Origin of the sequence: Streptomyces sp. NPDC001868, from assembly GCF_040297125.1 — a bacterium.
GTDB lineage: Bacteria > Actinomycetota > Actinomycetes > Streptomycetales > Streptomycetaceae > Streptomyces.
The window spans coordinates 95,129-116,196 of record NZ_JBEOYO010000004.1; the positions used below are offsets into that span (position 1 = coordinate 95,129).

17 protein-coding genes are annotated in these 21,068 nt (G+C 72.0%); 7 read left to right on the top strand and 10 right to left on the bottom strand.

The features are described from left to right. The first annotated feature begins 167 nt into the window (after positions 1-167). The 5 genes from ABT147_RS06905 to ABT147_RS06925 all read left to right on the top strand — a co-directional run bounded on the left by ABT147_RS06905 (position 168) and on the right by ABT147_RS06925 (position 5,511). A complete protein-coding gene (locus tag ABT147_RS06905) occupies positions 168-734 on the top strand; it encodes a (2Fe-2S)-binding protein (RefSeq protein WP_351403126.1) in 567 nt (188 codons plus the stop codon). Next, complete coding sequence (locus ABT147_RS06910) at positions 731-1,759, top strand: FAD binding domain-containing protein (protein WP_351403127.1); 1,029 nt, start codon at positions 731-733, stop codon at positions 1,757-1,759. The genes ABT147_RS06905 and ABT147_RS06910 overlap by 4 nt, the downstream gene beginning before the upstream one ends. Then, entirely contained in the window at positions 1,756-3,876 is a 2,121-nt protein-coding gene (locus ABT147_RS06915; protein WP_351403128.1) for a xanthine dehydrogenase family protein molybdopterin-binding subunit, read from the top strand. The genes ABT147_RS06910 and ABT147_RS06915 overlap by 4 nt, the downstream gene beginning before the upstream one ends. Then, complete coding sequence (locus ABT147_RS06920) at positions 3,869-5,026, top strand: XdhC family protein (RefSeq protein WP_351403129.1); 1,158 nt, start codon at positions 3,869-3,871, stop codon at positions 5,024-5,026. The genes ABT147_RS06915 and ABT147_RS06920 overlap by 8 nt, the downstream gene beginning before the upstream one ends. A 128-nt stretch (positions 5,027-5,154) precedes the next feature. Next, positions 5,155-5,511 carry a hypothetical protein gene (locus ABT147_RS06925; RefSeq protein ID WP_351403130.1) on the top strand — a complete coding sequence of 119 codons (357 nt, stop codon included), beginning with the start codon at positions 5,155-5,157 and terminating at the stop codon, positions 5,509-5,511. Here the strand turns inward: ABT147_RS06925 and ABT147_RS06930 are convergent. Then, the gene (locus ABT147_RS06930; RefSeq protein WP_351403131.1) at positions 5,455-6,840 is read right to left on the bottom strand and encodes a phosphoinositide-specific phospholipase C-related protein; all 1,386 of its coding nucleotides are present in this window, start codon (positions 6,838-6,840) and stop codon (positions 5,455-5,457) included. The genes ABT147_RS06925 and ABT147_RS06930 overlap by 57 nt on opposite strands. A 231-nt stretch (positions 6,841-7,071) precedes the next feature. Between ABT147_RS06930 and ABT147_RS06935 the strand changes: the two genes are divergently transcribed. Continuing rightward, positions 7,072-8,046: a peptidoglycan-binding domain-containing protein gene (locus tag ABT147_RS06935; RefSeq protein ID WP_351403132.1), complete on the top strand. Its 975-nt coding sequence runs from the start codon at positions 7,072-7,074 to the stop codon at positions 8,044-8,046. On the opposite strand, the gene ABT147_RS06940 is transcribed toward ABT147_RS06935, so the two are convergent. The 7 genes from ABT147_RS06940 to ABT147_RS06970 form a co-directional block, all read right to left on the bottom strand. Next, positions 7,995-9,299 carry an MFS transporter gene (locus ABT147_RS06940; RefSeq protein ID WP_351403134.1) on the bottom strand — a complete coding sequence of 435 codons (1,305 nt, stop codon included), beginning with the start codon at positions 9,297-9,299 and terminating at the stop codon, positions 7,995-7,997. The genes ABT147_RS06935 and ABT147_RS06940 overlap by 52 nt on opposite strands. Next, on the bottom strand, positions 9,296-9,874 hold the full coding sequence (locus tag ABT147_RS06945; protein WP_351403135.1) for an ArsR/SmtB family transcription factor: 579 nt from the start codon (positions 9,872-9,874) through the stop codon (positions 9,296-9,298). The genes ABT147_RS06940 and ABT147_RS06945 overlap by 4 nt, the downstream gene beginning before the upstream one ends. A gap of 62 nt (positions 9,875-9,936) precedes the next feature. Then, positions 9,937-10,836 (bottom strand): geranyl diphosphate 2-C-methyltransferase, encoded by a 900-nt coding sequence (locus ABT147_RS06950; RefSeq protein WP_502983042.1) that lies wholly within the window; start codon positions 10,834-10,836, stop codon positions 9,937-9,939. Positions 10,837-10,880: 44 nt separating this feature from the next. Continuing rightward, on the bottom strand, positions 10,881-11,945 hold the full coding sequence (locus ABT147_RS06955; RefSeq protein ID WP_351403136.1) for a family 2 encapsulin nanocompartment cargo protein terpene cyclase: 1,065 nt from the start codon (positions 11,943-11,945) through the stop codon (positions 10,881-10,883). Continuing rightward, the gene (locus ABT147_RS06960) at positions 11,942-13,369 is read right to left on the bottom strand and encodes a family 2B encapsulin nanocompartment shell protein (RefSeq protein ID WP_351403137.1); all 1,428 of its coding nucleotides are present in this window, start codon (positions 13,367-13,369) and stop codon (positions 11,942-11,944) included. Before ABT147_RS06960 ends, ABT147_RS06955 begins: the two co-directional genes overlap by 4 nt. 523 nt (positions 13,370-13,892) lie before the next feature. Further along, a complete protein-coding gene (locus ABT147_RS06965; protein ID WP_351403328.1) occupies positions 13,893-15,128 on the bottom strand; it encodes a glucarate dehydratase family protein in 1,236 nt (411 codons plus the stop codon). A gap of 77 nt (positions 15,129-15,205) precedes the next feature. Next, positions 15,206-16,114 carry a 5-dehydro-4-deoxyglucarate dehydratase gene (locus ABT147_RS06970; RefSeq protein ID WP_351403139.1) on the bottom strand — a complete coding sequence of 303 codons (909 nt, stop codon included), beginning with the start codon at positions 16,112-16,114 and terminating at the stop codon, positions 15,206-15,208. A 242-nt stretch (positions 16,115-16,356) separates the two neighbouring features. On the opposite strand from ABT147_RS06970, the gene ABT147_RS06975 reads away from it, so the two are divergent. Next, positions 16,357-17,220: a fructosamine kinase family protein gene (locus ABT147_RS06975; protein ID WP_351403140.1), complete on the top strand. Its 864-nt coding sequence runs from the start codon at positions 16,357-16,359 to the stop codon at positions 17,218-17,220. Between the two features lie 115 nt (positions 17,221-17,335). Here the strand turns inward: ABT147_RS06975 and ABT147_RS06980 are convergent, their stop codons facing one another. Together ABT147_RS06980 and paaK are read right to left on the bottom strand one after the other, a co-directional pair. Then, entirely contained in the window at positions 17,336-19,507 is a 2,172-nt protein-coding gene (locus ABT147_RS06980) for a TerD family protein (protein ID WP_351403141.1), read from the bottom strand. 180 nt (positions 19,508-19,687) lie between these two features. Further along, complete coding sequence (paaK, locus tag ABT147_RS06985; RefSeq protein WP_351403142.1) at positions 19,688-21,010, bottom strand: phenylacetate--CoA ligase PaaK; 1,323 nt, start codon at positions 21,008-21,010, stop codon at positions 19,688-19,690. Positions 21,011-21,068: the final 58 nt, after the last annotated feature.

Sequence of the window (21,068 nt, forward strand, 5' to 3'; positions counted from 1 at the left end):
GACAACTGTCCGTTACGTTTTTTCGGAGAGGACAGCTGTCCGGTTGCTTCATCGTAGCGTCGGCGCGTCCGGCGCCGGCACCCCCGGCTGTCCACCGTCACCGATTCGACCGCCTGCCGGGGCGAGTCCCTTCGACATGCCCCCGGATACGCGAAAGAAGGCTGATCATGTCCCCAGCCACCTCCTCGACGTACAGCGCCATCACCCTGAACATCAACGGCGAGAAGCACACGCTCTCGGTCGACCACCGCACCACCCTGCTCGACGCGCTGCGTGAGCGGCTCGACATGACCGGTACCAAGAAGGGCTGTGACCAGGGGCAGTGCGGTGCCTGCACCGTCCTGGTCGACGGACGTCGCAACGTCTCCTGTCTGCAACTGGCGGTGGCGGCCGAGGGGCGTGAGATCACCACCATCGAGGGTGTCGCCGACGGGGACGAACTCCACCCCGTACAGCAGGCGTTCCTCGAACTCGACGGGTTCCAGTGCGGCTACTGCACGCCGGGCCAGATCTGTTCGGCGATCGCGGTGATCGAGGAGCACGCGGCGGGCTGGCCCAGCGCGGTCACCGACGACGTCCGCCCCGAGGCGGCGCCACCACCGCTGAGCGCCGTGGAGATCCGGGAGCGGATGAGCGGCAACCTGTGCCGCTGCGGCGCGTACGTGTCCATCGTCGAGGCGGTCGCCCGGGCCGCCGCCGAGAGCACTGTGAAGGCCAAGGAGGCCGTGGCGTGAGGGAGTTCGACTACCGGCGCGCCCACGACGTCTCCGGCGCCCTCGCCCTGCTGGGCGCCGGCCCCGAGGCCCGTTTCCTGGGCGGCGGCACCAATCTCGTAGACCTGATGAAGACCGGCGTCGAGCGGCCCGCCCGGCTCGTCGACGTCCGCGAACTGCCCCTGGACAGGGTCGAGTCGACCGCGAGCGGCGGACTGCGGATCGGCGCGACCGTCACCAACAGCGACCTCGCCGCCCACCCCGAAGTCCGCCGCCGCTACCCGGCGTTGACACAGGCGGTCCTGGCCGGCGCCTCCGGGCAACTGCGCAACATGGCCACCGTCGGCGGCAACCTCCTGCAGCGCACCCGCTGCGGCTACTTCGCCGACATCACCAAGCCCTGCAACAAGCGGGTCCCCGGCAGCGGCTGCCCCGCCATCGAGGGCGAGCACCACAACCACGCCATCCTGGGCGCCTCCGGGCACTGCGTGGCCACCCACCCCTCCGACATGGGCGTGGCCCTGGCCGCCTTCGACGCCGTCGTGTCGTACGAGACGGCCGACGGCCCCGGCGAGCTGCCGTTCGCCGACTTCTACCTCCCCGTCGGAGACACCCCGCACATCGAGACCGCCCTGCCGCCCGGCGCGCTGATCACCGGCATCACCCTGCCGCCCGCCCCGGTCGCCGCCCGCTCCCGCTACCGCAAGGTCCGCGAGCGCGCCTCGTACGCCTTCGCCATCGGCTCCATCGCCGCCGCCCTCGACGTTCAGGGCGGCGTCGTACGGGATGTGCGGCTGGCCTTCGGGGCGGTCGCGTCCCGGCCGTGGCGGGCGTACGCGGCGGAGCGGGTGCTGACCGGGGCGTCCGCCGACGCCGAGACCTTCGCCGCCGCCGCGGACGCCGAACTGGCCGACGCGAAGCCGCTGCCGCACAACGGCTACAAGGTGACGCTGATGCGCAACCTGGTGGTGGCCGTCCTGTCCGAACTCAGCACCGACCCCGGCACCGAACCCACCTCCGAACCCACCGAGGAGGCCACCCGATGACCACCGCCCCCACGGCACACAAAGGCGCCGTCGGCACCGCGCACACCCGCGTCGAGGGCCGCGACAAGGTCACCGGAGCCGCCCGCTACGCCGGGGAGATCCCCTTCACCGGCCTCGCCCACGGCTGGCTCGTGCTGTCCACCGTCGCCCGCGGCCGGATCCGTTCCGTGGAGACCGGACCCGTTCTCGGGATGCCGGGCGTGCTCACGGTCCTGACCCATGAGAACGCCCCGCGCGTCGAGACCGACTACCCGGGCCTCATGGGCATGAAGCCCGACCCGACCACCGCCGTCTTCCAGCACGACCGGGTGCCGCACCTGGGCTGGCCGGTCGCGCTGGTCGTCGCCGAGACCTCCGAGCAGGCCAGGGAGGCCGCCGAGGCCCTCGTCGTGCAGTACGAACAGGAGCCGCACGACGTCGCGTTCGACGCCGAGCACCCGGACGCGTACCCGGCATCCGCCTTCGGCCCGGCCGTGATCGAGAAGGGCGACCTGGAGGCCGAACTCGCCGCCTCCGCCGTCGTCCTGGACGCCGAGTACACCACCCCCGAGGAACACCACAACCCGATGGAACCGCACGCCGTGACGGTCCGCTGGGACGCGGGACGGCTCGACGTCGTCGACTCCAACCAGGGCACCATGTGGGTCGCGGGCGAACTCGCCAACCTGTTCTCCCTCGACCCCGCCTCGGTACGGGTGCGCTCCGAACACGTCGGGGGCGGCTTCGGCAGCAAGGGCGTCCGCGCCCACCAGGTCGCCGCCGTGATGGCCGCGACCGTCCTCCAGCGCCCGGTCCGGGTGGTCATGACCCGCCGTCAGATGTTCTCCCTCGCCGGATACCGCAGCCCCACCGTCCAGCGGGTCCGGCTCGGCGCAGACCCCGACGGCCGGCTGCGGGCGCTGGAACACCGCTCCCAGAGCGTCACCTCCACCGTCCACGAGTTCATCGAGCCGGCTGCCGGACCGGCCCGCGTGATGTACGACGCCGACGCCCACCACACGGCCAACCGGGTCGTACGGCTCGACGTGCCCACCCCGACGTGGATGCGCGCGCCCGGCGAGGCACCGGGGTCGTTCGCCCTGGAGTCGGCGTTCGACGAACTCGCCGCGAAACTGGACATCGACCCCATCGAGCTGCGCGCCCGCAACGAACCCGAGCGCGGCCCCGTCTCCGGGCTCCCGTTCGCCGGCCGCAATCTGCACGACTGCTTCCGCGAGGGCGCCCGCAGGTTCGGCTGGGCCGACCGCGACCCGCGCCCCGGAGTGCGCCGCGACGGCCGCTGGCTGCTCGGCACCGGTACGGCGGCGGCCTCCTTCGGCGCGGGAGCCGGACCGTCCACGGCCGCCCTGACGGCCGAGGCCGACGGCTCCTTCACCGTGCGGATCAACGCGGCCGACATCGGCACCGGCGCCCGCACCGCGCTCACCCTGATCGCCGCCGACGCCCTGGAGGTGGCACCCGACCTCGTCCAAGTGCGGCTCGGGGACAGCGACTTCGGCCCGGCCATGATCGCCGGCGGTTCCATGGGCACCCGCTCCTGGGCCTGGGCGGTCATGGCCGCCGGCGCCGAACTACGGGAACGGCTCGCCCCGGGCGCCGCCGTTCCCCCGGAGGGCATCACCGTCCGCTCCGACACCACCGCGGCCCTCGGCGCCCTCGCTCAGAAGGAACGCCACTCCTACGGCGCCCAGTTCGCCGAGGTCGCCGTGGACCCCGCCACCGGCGAGGTACGTGTACGCCGCATGCTCGGCGTCTTCGCGGCCGGCCGGATCGTCAACCCGCTCACCGCCCGCAACCAGCTCATCGGCGGCATGATCTGGGGCATCTCCATGGCCCTGCACGAGGAGGCGGTACGCGACCGGGCGTCCGGCGGCCACTACGGCGCCGACCTCGCCGGCTACCACGTCGCCGCGCACGCCGACATCCCCGCCGTCGAGGCGGACTGGGTGGACGACCCCGACCCCGACGACCCCGTCGGCATCAAGGGCATCGGCGAGATCGGCATCGTCGGCGCGGCGGCGGCCGTCGCCAACGCCGTCTGGCACGCGACGGGCGTACGCCACCGCCGACTGCCGATCCGGCCGGACCGCGTGCTCATGGCGGGCCGGCATGCTTGACCTGGCCACCGAGCTGAGCGCGTGGGCCGAGGAGGGCCGCGACTTCGCCGTCGCCACCGTCGTGGCGGTCAGCGGCAGCGCCCCGCGCGGCCCCGGCGCTGCCCTCGCCGTCGACAGCGGGGGCACGGCGATCGGTTCGGTCTCCGGCGGGTGCGTCGAGGGCGCGGTGTACGAGCTGTGCCAACAGGCCCTGGCGGACGGCGAATCCGTCCTCCAGCGCTTCGGGTACAGCGACGAGGACGCCTTCGCCGTCGGCCTGACCTGTGGCGGCGTCATCGACATCCTGGTCACGCCGGTCACCGCCGGGTCACCGGCCCGAGCGGTGCTGCGCGCCGCGCTCTCGGCCGCCGACCGGGGCGAGCCGACGGCCGTCGCCCGCGTTGTCCGGGGCCCGGCCGAACTCCTCGGACAGGCCCTGCTCGTACGCCCTGACGGCTCCCGCGAGGGCGGTCTCGGCGGGCACCCCGACCTGGACCGGACGGCCGCCGCCGAGGCACGGGCCATGCTGGACGGCGGACGCACGGGCACGGTCGAGCTGTCGGCGGACGGCTCGCGCTGCGCCGGCGGGCTCACCCTCCTCGTGGAGACGAGGGTGCCGCCGCCCCGCATGATCGTGTTCGGGGCGATCGACTTCGCGGCGGCGCTGGTGCGTGCGGGGAAGTTCCTCGGTCATCACGTCACCGTGTGCGACGCCCGGCCGGTGTTCGCCACCCGGGCCCGTTTCCCGGAGGCCGACGACATCGTCGTGGACTGGCCGCACCGCTACCTCCGGCGCACCGGGACCGACAGCCGTACGGTCCTGTGTGTCCTCACCCACGACGCCAAGTTCGACATCCCGCTGCTGAAGACGGCTCTGCGGATGCCGGTCGCGTTCGTGGGGGCGATGGGCTCCCGCCGCACCCACGCCGACCGCGACCGGCGGCTGCGCGAAGTCGGCCTCACCGACCGGGAGTTGGCCCGGCTCAGGTCCCCGATCGGGCTCGACCTCGGCGCCCGTACGCCCGAGGAGACGGCCCTGTCGATCGCGGCGGAGATCGTCGCGGCCCGGCGCGGCGGCACGGGTGTACCGCTGACCGGTTCGGGGACGCCGATCCATCGGGAGGCCGAGGAGCGGGGGACGGGGGAGCGGGGAGCCGTGGCGGCGGCCTGAGCACCTCGGGACTGCGGCGGTAGTGCGTCGGTGGTGAGTCGGCAGCGCCTCGGTCTGAGTACCTGGGCCGGGGCGACTGAGTAGGTGGCCGGATGCCCCGCACCCCGGGACGCTGATGCACTGTCGTCATGGACACGCACCCCTCGCGCCCGCGCCCCCTCCGGAACGTCACCGCCACGGCCACCGCCACCGGTTCGGCCCTCGCGGTGGTACTGCTGCCGGTGCTGGTCGGGGCGTTGGTGGCGCGGTCGGCAGGCGCCGACCCGATGGCGTCGGTCAACGCGCTGATCGCGGGCGGCGGGGAACGCGCGAAGCTCTCCCGGAGCCATCTGCCCGTCCTGCGGGGCCTCCGCACGGCGCCCCGCAGAGCGGTCGGGCACCTCGCCCGGCGGCCGTTGTCGCCCCACGGCCGCCGGGCGAGGCTGTGGCTACTGGCCGGCCGTGAGGACGTACGTGTTGAGGTTCCCCACGGTGGTCAGCGGTGACGGCGAGCCCAGCTCGTAGCGGTCCACGGCGAGGTAGTTGGGCTTCTTGCGGGCGGCCGGGGTGCAGAAGTTCTGCGCGCGGTTGCCCAGCTTGGCGTTGTCCGTCTCGGCCGTGCCGCCGATCGTGTAGTCGCGGAAGTGGTTCATGACGAACAACGGATGGAAGGCCGTCGAGTCCGTGGTGAGCGGGCGGCTCGTGCCCCAGCGGCTGTAGCAGGACCAGTCGGAGCCGCCGAGGCCGCCGCCCATGGACCAGTGGTTCTCCACGGTCCACTCGCGCTGGTACATCACTCCGAACGTGTTCCGGGTGGCGTGACCGGCGGAGACGTCGCTCGCGCGCGTACGGTCGCTGAAGACCAGCAACTGCTTGCCCCGGGCGGCCAGATCCGCCATCGTCGGCCAGCCGTTCGTCGCCACACCCTCCTGGTCCGGCCGGTACAGCACGTCGGACAGCCCGCTCACGGAGGCCAGCGACGACTTGAGCACGTCGGAGGCGGTGTAGTCCTCCAGGAAGACGGTGACGAACTGACCCGGGTTGGCCTTGAGGAAGTCGACCATGCGCTGGAGGTCGGTGGCGAGCGGAACCGGGCTGCCGACCCCGTCGCAGCTGTTGTGACAGAGCACCGCCTTCCCCGACACGGTGTACGCGTCCAGCATGAACCCCCTTACACCGTCCGTGAGTTGCCGGCTCACACCGCGCGCCTGGTTGGGGAAGAGGCTGACCGGGAACGAGGCGAAGTTCCCGTCGACACCGTTGGCGTAGGCGTTGTGCGAGGTGAGGAACGCGACCTGGTCGAGGGTGCGGGTGTCGGTGGACGGCATGGCCGACGTGGCGTAGGCGACCGGAGTGAGGAACCAGCGGGCGTGGTCCCCGCTCGACCCGAGCTGCACGAGCGCGGAGTCGGTGGACGAGCCGGTCAGATACTGCGAGGTCCCGGGCACCCCGATGGTGTACGTGCGGTTCGCGGCCTCGGTGATCGTCCAGGTGGTGCCGTCCGCGCCACAGGTCGTGGTCACCGCCGAGGTGCCGTTGCGCCCGAGACAGATCCCCGACTCGTCGGCGTTGCGCAGCTGATGGCCGCCACCGACGGCGACCGGAGTCCACTGCTGGTGGTCCTCGTTGCCCTTGGGGTTGTGCGCGGCGACCGTACCGCCGCTGTCCGCCGCGTTGAGGCCGGTGACGGAGTTCTGCAGATACACCGAGTGCGTGGGGACCGCCGCGCCGGCGGGGCCCGAGAACGCGACGGGCACACCCAGCGCGAGCGCGGCGGCCGTGCACAGGGCGCGGGCGCGCGAACGGGGACGGGGATGGGGACGGGACAGGCTCACGGGGTTCCTTCCACTCCGGCACACCGGGGCGCGGCGGCGGGTTGATGTCAGAGGCATGACACACCAGTGCCGGGTTCGGCACCAGCCCCGTCACATGAAGACCTGATGAGCGCGAACTCGTTGTCTTCGAACGGGACTTCACCAGTGGAAGTTTGAAGTTCAAGCAAGTCTTGCGGATTCTGTGCGAAAGATCTGTTTAAACTCTGGAATCCGTTCGAAGAGAGATCACGCGTGAGTGAACCGACAGCCCCTGTCTGCCCCCAGTGCGATACGCCCCGGGCGACGGACGGCACCCCGGCCTGTTCCTGCGGCCGCCTCGCGTCGGAGGCTCACCGGGACATCCGCACGGCGCAGGCGGAGGCCGCGGAGGACTTCGATCCGGTACGCATACGACCGTTCGTGAAGGTCGGCGACGAGACCGAGACGGCCGACTCCCCGGTGGCTCCGGACGACGAACCGCGGCCGAGCGTGTCGGAGGCCGACGATGCGCCGACGACCCCGGCGGAGCCGCCCCAGGAGCCCCAGAGAGCGCTGGAACCCCCCGTCCCGCTGGACGTCGAGGACGAACAGCCTCCCGCCGACCGCGCCCAGGGCGATCGCCGACGGCGCCGATGGGTGTTGGCGGCGGGGGCGGGCGCCGCCGCGGCGGCTGTCCTGGTGACCGGAGGAATCATCGGCGGCCTCTTCTCGTACGAGGCTCCCACCCGGGACGGCTCGGGCCCCGGCGACGTCAGGGCCGACCTGCCGGAGGCGGCGGCCGGTGCGGACAGTGCGGAGACCTCGTCGACGGCGCCGGTGACCCCGTCCCGTACGACCTCCACGGCCTCCTCTTCGCCGAGCTCGTCCACCTCGCCGGACGCGACCCCGACCGAGAGCCGGGCCACCCCCACCCCCACCCGCTCCGGCACCCCGACCAGAACCCCGTCCGGCGGCGACGCCACCGTCACGGCGGCCCCCGCGCCCACCCTGTCCGCCGGGCGGCCCCCCGTCCTCGGCCTCGGCGACCAGGGCGCGGAGGTCACCGAACTCCAGCTCCGCCTGCGCCAGATCGGCTTCTACAACGGCGCCACCGACGGCGACTACGACCGCGAGGTCGAGAGCGCGGTCCGCGGCTACCAGCTCACCCGTGTCCTCCTGGACGACGAGCCGGGCGTCTACGGGGAGGCGACACGCGCGTCACTCGAATCCGAGACGTCGGAGCCCTGACCCCGCTCCCCACCCGCACCGGGCAGCGGCGGCGCGTGCCGTACGGCGGGGCTGGCGGTGGCGGTGACCGCGACGACCAGTGACAGGGCGGTCAGCACGAGCACCGAGTCGGTCGGGCCGAGCGTCGTGAGCAACTGACCGGCGCCCAGGGAGGCCAGGGGCAGGACGCCGTAGGAGAGGGTCATGACCGCGCTGGTGACGCGGCCCAGCAGCTCGTCGGGCACCAGGACGGTCAGATACGTGATGATCACGACGTTCCACAGCGGCCCGATGAACGCGCAGGCGGCGCCGACGGCCCCCAGGAGCAGCGGATCGGCCGTGAGGGCGAACAGGGGCAGGAGCGCGGTCCAGACCCAGTTGACGCCGATGATGACGGCCTTCGGCGACAGATGACGATGGAGCCTGGTCGCCGCGAGCGCGCCGAGCAGTCCGCCACCGCTGTAGACGCCGAGCATCAGACCGACCGACGCGGACGTGGCTCCGTGGTGCCGCGCGAGGACGACCAGGATCAGCACCAGGGCGTGGAAGATGAGATTGCTGGCGGCGATCAGCAGGATGGCGGCACGGACGAGCGGGTGCCGCCAGACCCAGCGCAGCCCCGCGACCGTCGCCTGCCACAGCGGCTCCGGAGGGGCCTTCGGCCGGTTCCGGAGATCACTGCGGATGAACAGCAGTCCGACGGACGCGACGGCGTAGGAGACCGCGTCGGCCAGGAACGGCAGGGCCCAGTCGATGCCGAAGAGCAGGCCGCCGAGCGGAGGCCCGGCCAGCGCCGCGCCGCGACTCCGCGCCTCGTTGTGGGCCACCGCCGTGGCCAGCATCGCCACCGGGACGATCTTCGGGAGGGCGGCGCGCTCGGCCAGCCCGAAGAAGACGAAGCACAGCCCCTGCACGAAGGCGACCACGGCGAGATGTCCGACCGTGAGGACGCCGGACCACAGGGCGATCGGGACGGTGGCCAGGGCCAGCCCCGCGACGCACTCGCTGACCAGCAGGATCGTACGGCGGTTCCACCGGTCCACCAGAGGGCCGGCCGGGAGGTGGGCGAGGAGGAAGGGGAGGGTGCCGGCCGCGCCCACGAGCCCGGCGTCCGAGGGGGACCCGGTGATCGCGAGCACGAGCAGCGGCATCGCCGTCGCGCTGATCTGCGCGCCCAGCGTCGAGACGATCTGACCGCTCCACAGGGCGACGAACTCGCGGTTGCGCCATAACGAGGCCCGCCCGGCGGCCTCCTGGGCGGCGGGAGCCGTCACGGCGCCTCCCCGTCCTCCGGCGGTGTGGGGAACGCGTGGAACACCACCGAGATGTGCCGGCCGCCCCCGGACGTCTCTCCCGGGTCCCGGTTCCAGCGGGTGAGGAAGGCGACGTACTCCTCGCCGAACCGCTTCAGCTCCTCGGCCGTGAGCGTCGTACCGCCGAAGGAGTGCATGGCCGCGGTGGCGAACTCACCGAACGACTCCCGGTCGGCGAGATACGCGGCCAGGTCGTGTTCCGCGCGGCCCATCCACCGCCGGCCGATCTCCTCGGCGGCGGCGGCGACTTCGGTGTCCGCCGCAGAGCGGGGCAGCCGTATGTCCTGCCGCACGGCCCGCCAGTACTTCCGGCGCCCGGCCGAACGGCCCGTGTCCTCCTCGACGAACCCGAACCGGGCCAACTGCCGCAGGTGGTAGCTGGTCGCCCCGCGGTCCTCGCCGAACTCGGCGGCCAGATCGGCGGAGGTGGCGGAGCCATGGCGCTGCAGCCAGGTCAGCAGCCGCTGGCGCAGCGGGTGGGCGAGGGCCTTGAGCGCGTGGATGTCGGAGAGGAGGCGTGGTCGCGGTTCGGGCATGGTTGAGAAGATACCTATGCAAAGAAACCTTCTCAACCATGCCGTGAACCCTGTCGGTTCACTCAGATCCGGTCCGCGACGATCAGCAGGTACTGGAAGCTGCCGTTCTCGTAGGCGGTGATGAAGGTGTCCTCGATGCCGGTGACGAGGTGGTCGGCCTGTTTGCGGAGTTCCCAGTAGGGGAGGGCCGCGGCGGTGAGGTCCATGACGTGGACGGGGACGAGGCGGTTGCGGGACAGGGCGCGGAAGTACTCCGAGCGGGGGTGGATGTCGCAGATGTAGTGGGCGTTGATGAGGGACACCTCGCGGGAGGCGCGGCCGTAGGTGTCGTTGTAGCAGCCGGTGATCGTGACGTACCGGCCGCCTCGGCGCAGCAGCCGGGCGTGCTCGGCGAAGAGCAGGTCCAACTCGACGTACATGGTGGACTCGTTGTTCCAGGACGCCGCGAACTCACCGGTGGGCAGGCCCGTGTCGAGCATGTCGCGGTGGTGGTGACGGACCCGGTCGTCGATTCCTCGCCGACGGGCCTGTTCGTCGGCGAAGTCCGCCTGCTTGCGGGAGATGGTGACGCCGTCGGCCCGGCAGCCGTACCGCAGATGGGCCACCACGCTGCCGCCGCCGCGCCCGCAGCCGGCGTCGAAGACGCGGTCGGCGGGGGAGAGGGGGCCGAGATGGCGGGCCAGCAGTTCGGCCTGGGCCTGCTCCAGGCGGTGCAGTTCGGCGGTGATACGCGCGCGGCGAAGCGCCGGATCGGGGTCGTCGTCGAGGACGGACCAGTCCGCGTCGCCGATGCCGTAGTGGTGGTGGTACAGGTCGTCGATCTCGCCGAGTTCGAGGTTGACCGGGTTCTCCTCGGCGTTCCAGTAGTCCGCGACCCGGTTCTGGTACACGGACTGGGCCGGGGAGGGCGCCGGGGCCGGCGACGGTGCTGCGGTCGGGGTGACGGCGTCGATGATGCTCAACGGTGGCTCCTCCGGTGATGTCGGGCGTCGGCCTTGCCGGGGCGTTACCAGTAGTCGGGCAGGCTGTAGCGGTCGGTGTTGGTGGCGTGCCACTCGTGGTTGCCGGCCACCCAGGCGGCGAGACCGGTGGCGTAGCGCCCGATCGGCGGGGAGGTCGCGGACAGGGCCCCGGACTCCTCCTCGAACGCCTCCATGATCCGGTTGTGGATCTCCACGGCCTCCAGATAGCCGGCCTTCAGCCCGCACCGCTCGTTGGCGGCGATCACCATGGGCAGGTTGAGATGGTCCGGGTCGTTCGCCAACTCCTTGGTGAAGGAGTACAGGTCGTTGACGATCGTGGCCGCGTTCCCGGCCAGCGCGGTGATCCGCTGGACCTCCGGCCGGGCGTAGAGCGCCTCCGGCAGCTCCCAGCCGTCCACGGCGTCGACGACCGTCAGACAGGGCCGGAAGTTGTTGAACTGCCGCATCACCAGGTACTCCCAGACCCGCGGCATATGGCCGGTCTCCGCCCAGGAGGCCTCGCCGAGATACCCCAGATGCAGCCGGGCCAGATCGTGGACGAGCCGGTCGGTCTGGCTGGGCGAGGCGAGGGCGGCGTAGTCCCGCAGCGCGAAGTGGTACGACCGCAGCGGCCCGTCGGCCCGTACGCCGCTGCCCCACCGCTCCTCCATCTCCGGGGTGCTGTGCAGCGGGTCGAGCGCCGACTGGGCCATGACCAGCCGGCCCCCGAGACCGCGCGGCGAGCCGCCCTTGCCCTCGTCGACCTCGCAGTAGAGGTTGTCGACCAGGTGCTCGGCGAGCAGCAACTTCCCCGCCGCGGTGAGGTGTTCGAGGCCGGCGGCGCCCGGATGCGCGAGCACGATCGCCCGGCCCATCCCGAACCCCGCGAACTGCCCCGTCCACTCCCGGGGGAACAGATCCAGCCGCTCCGCCCACGCCTCCAGCCTGCGGTCGACCTCGGCGACCTTCTCGGGGTCGGCGGGCACGGCGGGCCGGTACAGCAGCCCCGGGACCGCGCCGCTCCGGCGCGCCCGCCGTGAACGGGCGGGGCTGGGCGGCCCCGGCAGCCGGGTCCTGGGCGGCGCGTCGGCCACTGACGGTTCGCTCATTCGGGCATCCACCCGACCTGTACGTTCTCCAGGATCCCGGCAGCGTCGGGCACCAGCACCGCCATCGAGTAGTAGGCGGTGACCAGGTAGCTCATGATCGCGGTGGTGTCGATGCCCATGAACCGTACGTTCAGCGAGGGCTCGAACTCCTCGGGCAGGCCCGTCTGGTGGAGCCCGACGACGCCCTGGTCCTTCTCGCCGGTGCGCAGCGCGATGATGCTGGTGGTGTGCTGCGGGGAGATCGGGATCTTGCTGCACGGGAAGAGCGGCACCCCGCGCCACGCGGGCACCTCGTGCCCGTCGACGTTCACCGTGCCGGGCACCAGACCACGCCGGTTGCACTGCCGGAAGAAGGCCGCGATCGCCTTCGGATGGGCCAGATAGAGGCGGGTCTTGCGGCGCATGGAGAGGAGTTCGTCCATGTCGTCCGGGGTCGGCGGCCCGGAGAAGGTGCTGATGCGCTGGCCGTAGTCGATGTTGTGCAGCAGCCCGAACTCGCGGTTGTTGACGAGCTCCCACTCTTGCCGTTCGCGGATCTCCTCGATGGTCAGACGGAGTTGCTGCTCCGTCTGGTTCATCGGGTGGTTGTAGAGGTCCGCGACCCGGGTGTGGACGCGCAACACCGTCTGGGTGAGGGAGAGTTCGTACTCGCGCGGCGCGAGGTCGTAGTCGACGAAGCCGCCCGGCAGCGTCAACTCGCCCACATGCCCGGCCTCCAGGGGCACATCGGCCTCGCCCTTGCGGTTCACGGGCTTGCGCTGCTGTTCGGTGAAGGCGTGGAACTGGGCCGCGAGGGACGGCGTGCGCTCCACGAACGCCATCAGCACGTCCCAGTTGAGCGCCAGCACCACCCCCGCCGTGTCGGCCCGCACCGAGCTGAGCCACAGCGGGTCGGCGTGGCCGATGGCCTCGTCACCGAGACCGTCGCCGTCGCTGATGACGCCGAGGACCTCCTCCTCGCCGTACTTGCCGGTGGTGTAGCGCGTGAACCGGCCGTGCACCACGAGATACGCCTCGGTCACCGGCTGCCCGGCGTCCACCAGGACCTGGCCGGCGCGCACCTCGCGCACCCGGAACTTGGCGGAGATCTCCCTGAGGGCCGCGAAGTCGGAGTAGCCGCGCAGCGCGGGGAGTTCGGTGAGGGTCTCCGGGATGACCTTGACGTCGTCGGCACCGTTCTGGTCGAACTGCACCCGGCCCCGGCCGATCCGCAGCTGCAGACGCCGGTTGACCCGGTAGGTGCCGCCCTTGATGTCGACCCACGGCAGCGTCTTGAGCAGCCATCGCGAGGTGATGGCCTGCATCTGCGGTTCGGACTTGGTGGTCGTCGCGAGCTGCCGCGCGGCCCGGGTGCTGAGACTGGTGAACTGCGGTTCGTCGGCGGGTTCCGGTGCGCTTTCGGCGGAGCTTACGGGGGCGGTCACATTCCCTCCCGATCGGTGAGCGGAGGTGCGTGGACGTACGGACACGTGCGGGGAGCGCCTGGACAGGGACGGACGTCGGGTGCTCTGGACAGGGACGGACGTCGGGTGCTGTCGAGGCAGGGAACTCGGGTGGCGCGCTTACGACGTGGTCGTGGGCGGATTCCGAGGCGAAGGCCGCCGGAAGGCGGCCGTGAGGCGACATGTGCGGATGGGCGGTGCGTGTCGCGGATAAAGCCAAACAGGCGGGACGGCCGGTCGGGCACCGCGTGCAAGGGGCGACTTCGTATCCCGGAGATGCGGAAACCACCGCCTGAGGCAGACCACCGGCGGCCCCGTGTTCGCACGCCCCTCACTCGCCTCCGACAACCGGCGCGGAGGGCGCGCGATGCCATGCACGCGACCACGCGCCCGACCCCGCACGCGACCACGCACCTGAACCCGCACGCGAACCCGACGCGCGAGGGGCCGCCCGGAGGCGGCCCCTGATCAGCGGCGATTCACCGACATGGTGGTCTCGGGCGATTCACCAGCGCGGCAGTCTCCGCTCGTACCCCGGCTGGATCCGCCGCATGTACCCGGTGTCGTCCCGGGACCGCATGCCCGAGTCGACGTACAGCCGGTGCAGCCGGTCGAGGGCGTCGTGGTCCAGCTCCACGCCCAGCCCGGGCCCGGTGGGCACGGCGACCTCCCCGTCCCGGAACTCCAGTGCGCCGGGGACGATCACGTCGTCCGCCGAGTTCCACGGGTAGTGCGTGTCGCAGGAGTGGTCGAGGTGGGGGACGGCCGCCGCGACATGCGTCATCGCGGCCAGGCTGATGCCCAGGTGCGAGTTGGAGTGCATGGACAGGGCGAGCCCGAACGCCTCGCAGACGGCGGCCAGTTCACGGGTACGGCGCAGTCCGCCCCAGTAGTGGTGGTCGGTGAGGAGCACCTGGATCGCGTCCTGCTCGACCGCGGGCCTCAGATGCTCCCAGGCGACCACGCACATATTGGTGGCGAGCGGCATCGGCGACTCCTGCGCCACCTCCGCCATACCGGTGATGGTCGCGGTCGGGTCCTCCAAGTACTCCAGTACGCCGTCGAGTCGGCGGGCCACGTACCGGGAGGTCTCCACCGTCCAGGCCGTGTTGGGGTCCAGCCTGAGCGGCTGCCCGGGGAAGGCCTCCGCGAGCGCCCTGACGGCGGCGATCTCCTCGTCCGGCGGGAAGACCCCGCCCTTGAGCTTGAACGACCGGAACCCGTACCGCTGTCGCATCAGCCGGGCCTGCTCGACGACACCGGCCGGGTCCAGCGCCTCGCCCCAGTCGTCCCCGACCGCCGGGCGGCCGTCGAGCGCCGGGTGCTCGGCCCACTTGTAGAAGAGGTACGCGGCGAAGGGCACGGAGTCGCGGACCCGGCCGCCGAGCAGGTCGACGACCGGGCGGCCGAGCAGCTTGCCCTGCGCGTCGAGGCAGGCCACCTCGACCGCCGAGGTGGTCCAGCCGCGCTCGTGGGAGCCGGGCACGGTCGGCAGCAGCGCGGCATCGATCGCGGCCGAGACGGCGGTGGTGTCGAAGACGTCCAGACCGGCCACCGCCTCGGCCGCCACCCGAAGTCGCTCCAGGCGGACGGTGCCGCCCGTCGACTCGCCGAGCCCCACCGTGCCGTCCTCCAGGAGGAGTTGGAGGACGGTCCGCAGGGCGAGGGGCTCGTGGACGCCGTTGGAGTTGAGCAGTGGCGGGTCGCGGAAGGCGATCGGGGTGACGATCAGCTCCCGGATGCGGGTCCCCGGGGTGCCGGCGCGGTTCGGGGTGCCGGGGAGGTCCGGGGTGAACGGGAGGTCCGGGAGGTTCGGGGTCACGCGCCCACCACCTCAAGACCGTGGTCGAGCAGCTTCGCCAGCCGGGCGAGGTGCTCCGGCGTCGGGTCGACCAGCGGTGCCCGTACGCCGCCGACGTCAAGGCCGCGCAGGGTCACCCCGGCCTTGACCAGGGCCACGGCGTATCCGGGGACCTCGTCGCGCAGTTCGACCAGCGGACCGTAGAACTCGTCGAGGAGCGTGGCGACCAGCGCCTCGTCGCCCTCGGCCAGGGCCCGGTGGAAGGCGAGGGCGATCTCCGGGGCGAAGGCGAACACGGCGGAGGAGTACAGGGCGACGCCGATGCCCTGGTAGGCGGGCGCGGTGAGCTCGGCGGTGGGCAGCCCGTTGAAGAACTGGAAGCCCTCCGTGCCCGGCACGGCCCGTACCGCGCGCACGATCCGGTGCATCCGCTCGATGTCCCCGATGCCGTCCTTGAGGCCGACGACCCCGGGCAGGGCGGCGATCTCGGCGGCGGTGTCCGCGGTGAGGCGGGCGGTGCCACGCTGGTAGAAGATCACCGGCAGACCGGTGGCCGCCGTGACCTCCTCGACGTACCGCACCAGACCCCGCTGCGGCGCGCTCACCAGATAGGGCGGCAGCAGCAGGATGCCGTCGGCGCCCGCGCGTTCGACCCGGGCCGCCTGGTCGCGGGCGACCGGTGGCGGGCCCCCGGCGGCGGCGAGCACGGGAACCCGCCCGGCAGTCGCCGCCACGGCGACCCGGGTGGCCCGCTCGATCTCCTCGGCCGTCAGCGCGTGGAACTCACCGGTGCCGCAGGCGACGAACACGCCCCCGGCACCGGCCGCGACCCCGGCCTCGATGTGCTGTGCGAGCCGTTCCTCGTCCAGCGAACCGTCCGCAGCGAACGGCGTGACCGGAAAGAACAGCACTCCTTGGAACTTCATGTCTTCCTCGAATGTGGGGGGTGTGGTTCAACCCTGCGTGGCCCCGGCCGTTCATATTCATGAACGTGCTTCATGGATCTAAATGATCGGCCAAGCTACGGAGCGTTCCGTTTGCATGTCAAGACATGGGTAGGAGATTTCACCGGCGCCACACCCGAGCCGTACGGGACCCTGTTCCGAGCCGTACGGGAGCCTGTGAAGCGCCTGAGCGACATGAGAGCGAGACCGGGAGGTGGTGCGCCGTGGCCGATCACACGGCACCGGGGACCCTGGCGACGCGGCTCACCGGCCGCCCGGCCACCGGCGAGCGCCGGCTGTCCGGCACGCTCGTCGAGGTCGCCCTCGACGACGGCCGGGTGGTGCTCGTCAAGCTGGGCGACGGCCCCGGCGCGGCCCAGGCCGAGGCGGCGGGCCTGCGCTGGCTCGCGGAGGCGGACACGGTCCGCGTCCCGAGGGTCTACGGCCACGACGCCGGCCGCCTGGTGATCGACCGGGTGGAGCAGGGGGCACCGAGTGCCGAGGCGGCGGTCCGTCTCGGCGCCGGGCTGGCCGCCCTGCACACCGCCGGCGCACCCTCCTTCGGCGCTCCTCCGCCCGGCGGCCCGAGCCGGGCGTACATCGGCCGCGCCCCCATGCGGAACGTCCCCGGCACCGACTGGCCGGCCTGGTACGCCGAGCACCGTGTGCTGCCGTATCTGCGCCGCGCGGTCGACGACGGCACGATCCGCCCGGCCGAGGCCGCCCTGATCGAGGACGTCTGCGCCCGGCTGCCCGACCTCGCGGGCCCCGCCGAGCCGCCCGCCCGGCTGCACGGCGATCTCTGGAACGGCAACGTCCTGTGGGGCGCAGACGGCCATGTCCGGCTCATCGACCCGGCCGCGCACGGCGGCCACCGGGAGACCGACCTGGCGATGCTGGCTCTCTTCGGCTGCCCGTATCTGGGGCACATCCTCGACGGCTACCAGCGGGCGGTGCCCCTCGCGGACGGCTGGCAGGACCGCGTCGGCCTCCACCAGCTCTTCCCGCTGCTGGTGCACGCGGTGCTCTTCGGCCGTGGCTACGCGGAACAGGCCCTGGAAACGGCTCGGGCGGCGCTCGCGCGATGAGCGCGGGCGCCGCCCGGAGCGACGTCGAGGGCGAGGAGAGCGAAAGGACTTGATTTCATTTGGAGTGAATGAGAAGGAAGCCCCTTCATGGCCTCGCCACGGGCAACGCTAGCACTCAGCCCGGGATCAAGTCGCGCAGATTTTCGAGGGTGATGACCCGGGAGTCCGGGTGCAGCCCCTCGGGACGTTCGAGACCGATGTACGTCACGGGCTCGTCCGGGACCGGCTCGCCGACCCACAGATCCATGACCGTGGTGTCGTCGGACATCAGGTCGATCAGATACCCGACCGTCAGCTGCTCGCGCTCCACGAGGGCACGCACCACCTTGGACACCGACACCTGGTTCTCCTCGACCCGGTTGGCGTCCGAGATGCCCCTCAGATACAGGTGCAGCCACTTCGCCCGCCACACGCCGTCGTCCCCACGCAGGAACACCAGCGGCAGCGCCACCCGGCCCATCCCGCGCAGCTCCGACTTCATCCGCACCGTGCGCGGCTCGAACGGCCGGCCCTTCCGCTCACCGTCGCGCACCATGAAGCCGAAGAACGACTCCTCGACCTCCTCGAAGCCCTCGCCCGCGTAGACGTTGACCTGCGGCACGACGAACGGGCCGCGCACCCGGTCCAGGGACAGGTTGATGAACTCCGAGGCCCCCTCCGGCGCCTCGGTGATGTCGCCCGAGTGCTCGCCCCCGACCGCGGTCAGGGCGGTGTAGGAGAGCCAGCCGTCGGTGCTGTAGTCGGCATGGAGAAGCAGCGCCGAGAGGTCGAAGTCGGTGCGCCGCTCGGTCTCCTTCCAGTACACGAAGAAACGCAGCTGCTCGCCGTCGACCTCCGAGACGGAACCACGCGGCAGCACGCCGAGCCCGGCCGCGGTCGCCCGGCCGCTGAGCGGGAGCGCCACATCGATGACGTCGGGGTCGACCAGCAGCCGGCCCGGCGCCGGGAGCCGACGGCGCAGCTCGGCGTCGAGGGCGGCGATCAGCCGGTCGCGGTCGGCCGCCGGTACGGGTGGCCGGTGGTCCGGGGTCACCCAGGCGCGGCCCCGGCGGTTGACGAAGATACGGGGCTCGTCGCTCTCCCGCTCCCGGTTGTGGAAGTGCTCGCGCACCGAGAGCACGACCCGGCCGGAGACCTCGGGGGCGACCTCCAGCGCGGCGGCCAGCACCGCGTCCCGCTCCTCCTGGTCGGCGGCGATACGCAGCAGCAGGTCCAGGGCACGGAACAGCCTGCCCGGCGCGGACTTCAGCAGCGTCGCCGCACCGGCGACATCGAACTCGTCGAGCAGCTTCTCGACCCGGCTGCCGAAGGACCGCGCCTCCTGCTCGCCCCGCGCCACGGCGAACACCTCGGCGGCGTGCGGCCAGCGCGGGTACTCGTGCGGGTGGAGGCGCTCACCGAGCCGCTTGAACGGCTCCCGGTGCGCGTGCACATCGGCGAGCTTCGCGGGATTCGCCGCGACCACGGCGTCGAGGCCCGCGAGCAGCCCCCGGCGCACCGGCCGCGACAGCGCCCGGAACCGGGTCGGCTCCTGGAGTGTCACGTCACCGCCCGACAGCGCGCAGGCCAGCCGCAGCACATCGGTGACGGTGTCGAGGAGGAGGTCCGCGCCGGCACCGAGCCGGGCCTCGTTGACCACCGCCCGGTTCTCCCGGACCGGGATCGCCTCCGGCTGGGGGCCGAGCGCGCACCGCTCGGCGAGCACCTTGAGGTCACGCAGATCGTCCTCGCCCAGCGGGGTCGTGCTGCCCGCAAGAGCCAGGTACAGGGCGGTGAGTTCGTCGTCCAGCTCCCCGCCGAGATGCAGCACGGTCACCCGGTCGCCCGCCGAGGCGATCAGCTCGTCCTGCGCCGCGAGCAGCTCCTCGTAGGTGTGCTGGTAGCGGCCGTACGTGGGGAGGCTGAGCAGGTCCAGCACCCCGTGCGCCAGCTGCGTCAGCACGTTCTCGCGGGACTTCTCGTCGCCGAGCGCCTTCGCCACGCACCGCGTCCAGAACTCCTCGGTGTCCGGCACGTTCGCCGGGAAGTCGATGAAGTAGGAGTTGTGCCGGACATGGTCGCCCACCATCTCGCTCACGGTCCGCAACGTCCGCCGTGCGGTGTGCACGACCGCGGCCTCGGACAGCCCCGACAATCGGGCCAGCAGCTCCGCCGAGAGCTTGAAGCCCACGTCCATCAGGGCGGCGTCGAACTGCCGCGCGGCGGCGGTGCCTTCGCCGGTGGACCCCTGGGGGGCGGGAAGGCGGTGGGTGTGCCGGATGACCAGCGATGCGAGACTTTGCGCCATTCGGGGATGATCGCAGAGGTGTGCGAACGGGCGCATGGGAGTTTTTTCGTACGGGACCGGTTGTGCACCGGGGGCTGCGAGGGAGGGGGCGGGGGCTGCTGTCGTGTGTCGGCTGCGGGTCGTGAGGGGCTGGTCGCGCAGTTCCCCGAGCCCCTGAGCGTGGCTGCCCCGGACGCCCGGCTATCCGGTCCCGGCGCTGCGGAGATCCTTGACCCGCTTCAGTTTGCCCACCGAGCGTTCCAGGGTTTCCGGGTCCATCACCGTCACCTCCACCGTGACGCCCACGCCGTCCTTGACGGCCTGGGTGATCGCGGAGGCCGCCGATGTCCGCTGCTCCGGGCGGGCGTCCGGCCGTGCCTCGACCTGGACGGTCATGTGGTCCAGGCGGCCCCGCCGGGTCAGCTGGATCTGGAAGTGCGGGGCCACGGCGGGTGTGCGCAGGACGATCTCCTCGATCTGGGTGGGGAAGACGTTCACCCCGCGCAGGATGATCATGTCGTCGCAGCGGCCGGTGACCTTGCGCATCCGGCGGAAGGCGGGGCGGGCGGTGCCGGGGAGCAGACGGGTCAGATCGCGGGTGCGGTAGCGGATGATCGGGAGGGCCTCCTTGGTGAGGGAGGTGAAGACGATCTCGCCCTCCTCGCCCTCGGGGAGCACCGCGTCCGTGAGCGGGTCGACGACCTCCGGATAGAAGTGGTCCTCCCAGATGTGCAGGCCGTCCTTGGTCTCCACGCACTCCTGCGCGACACCCGGGCCGATCACCTCCGACAGGCCGTATATGTCGACGGCGTGCAGGCCCGCCCGCTCCTCGATCTCCCGGCGCATCTCCTCCGTCCACGGCTCGGCCCCGAAGATGCCCACCCGCAGGGAGGACGAGCGCGGGTCCACGCCCTGTTTCTCGAACTCGTCGAGCAGTGTGAGCATGTAGGAGGGGGTCACCATGATGATCTCGGGGCGGAAGTCCTGGATGAGCCGCACCTGGCGGGCCGTCATACCGCCGGAGGCCGGGATCACCGTGCACCCGGCGCGCTCGGCCCCGTAGTGCGCGCCGAGGCCGCCGGTGAACAGGCCGTAGCCGTAGGAGATGTGCACCTTGTGCCCGGGGCGCCCGCCTGCGGCCCGGATCGAGCGGGCGACCACGTCCGCCCACACGGAGAGGTCGTTCTCCGTGTAGCCGACGACCGTGGGGCGCCCGGTGGTGCCGCTGGAGGCGTGCACGCGCCGTACGTCCGCCATGGGCACGGCGAACATGCCGAAGGGGTAGGTGTCCCGCAGATCGGCCTTCGTGGTGAAGGGGAACCGGGCCAGGTCGGCGAGGGAGCGGCAGTCGTCGGGGCCGACCCCGGCCGCGTCGAACTTCTTCCGGTACAGCTCCACATGGTCGTACGCGTGCCGCAAGGTCGCCCGCAGCCGGTCGAGTTGGAGCTCCCGCAGCCCCTCCGGGGTGAGGCGCTCGCCGTCGTCCAGCAGGTCGTGGGGGAGGGGTTCGCCCAGGCTGCTCATCACGGCTCCTTCGTGCCCACCACACCGTGAGCCGACCGACCATTCGGTTGCTGTGCGT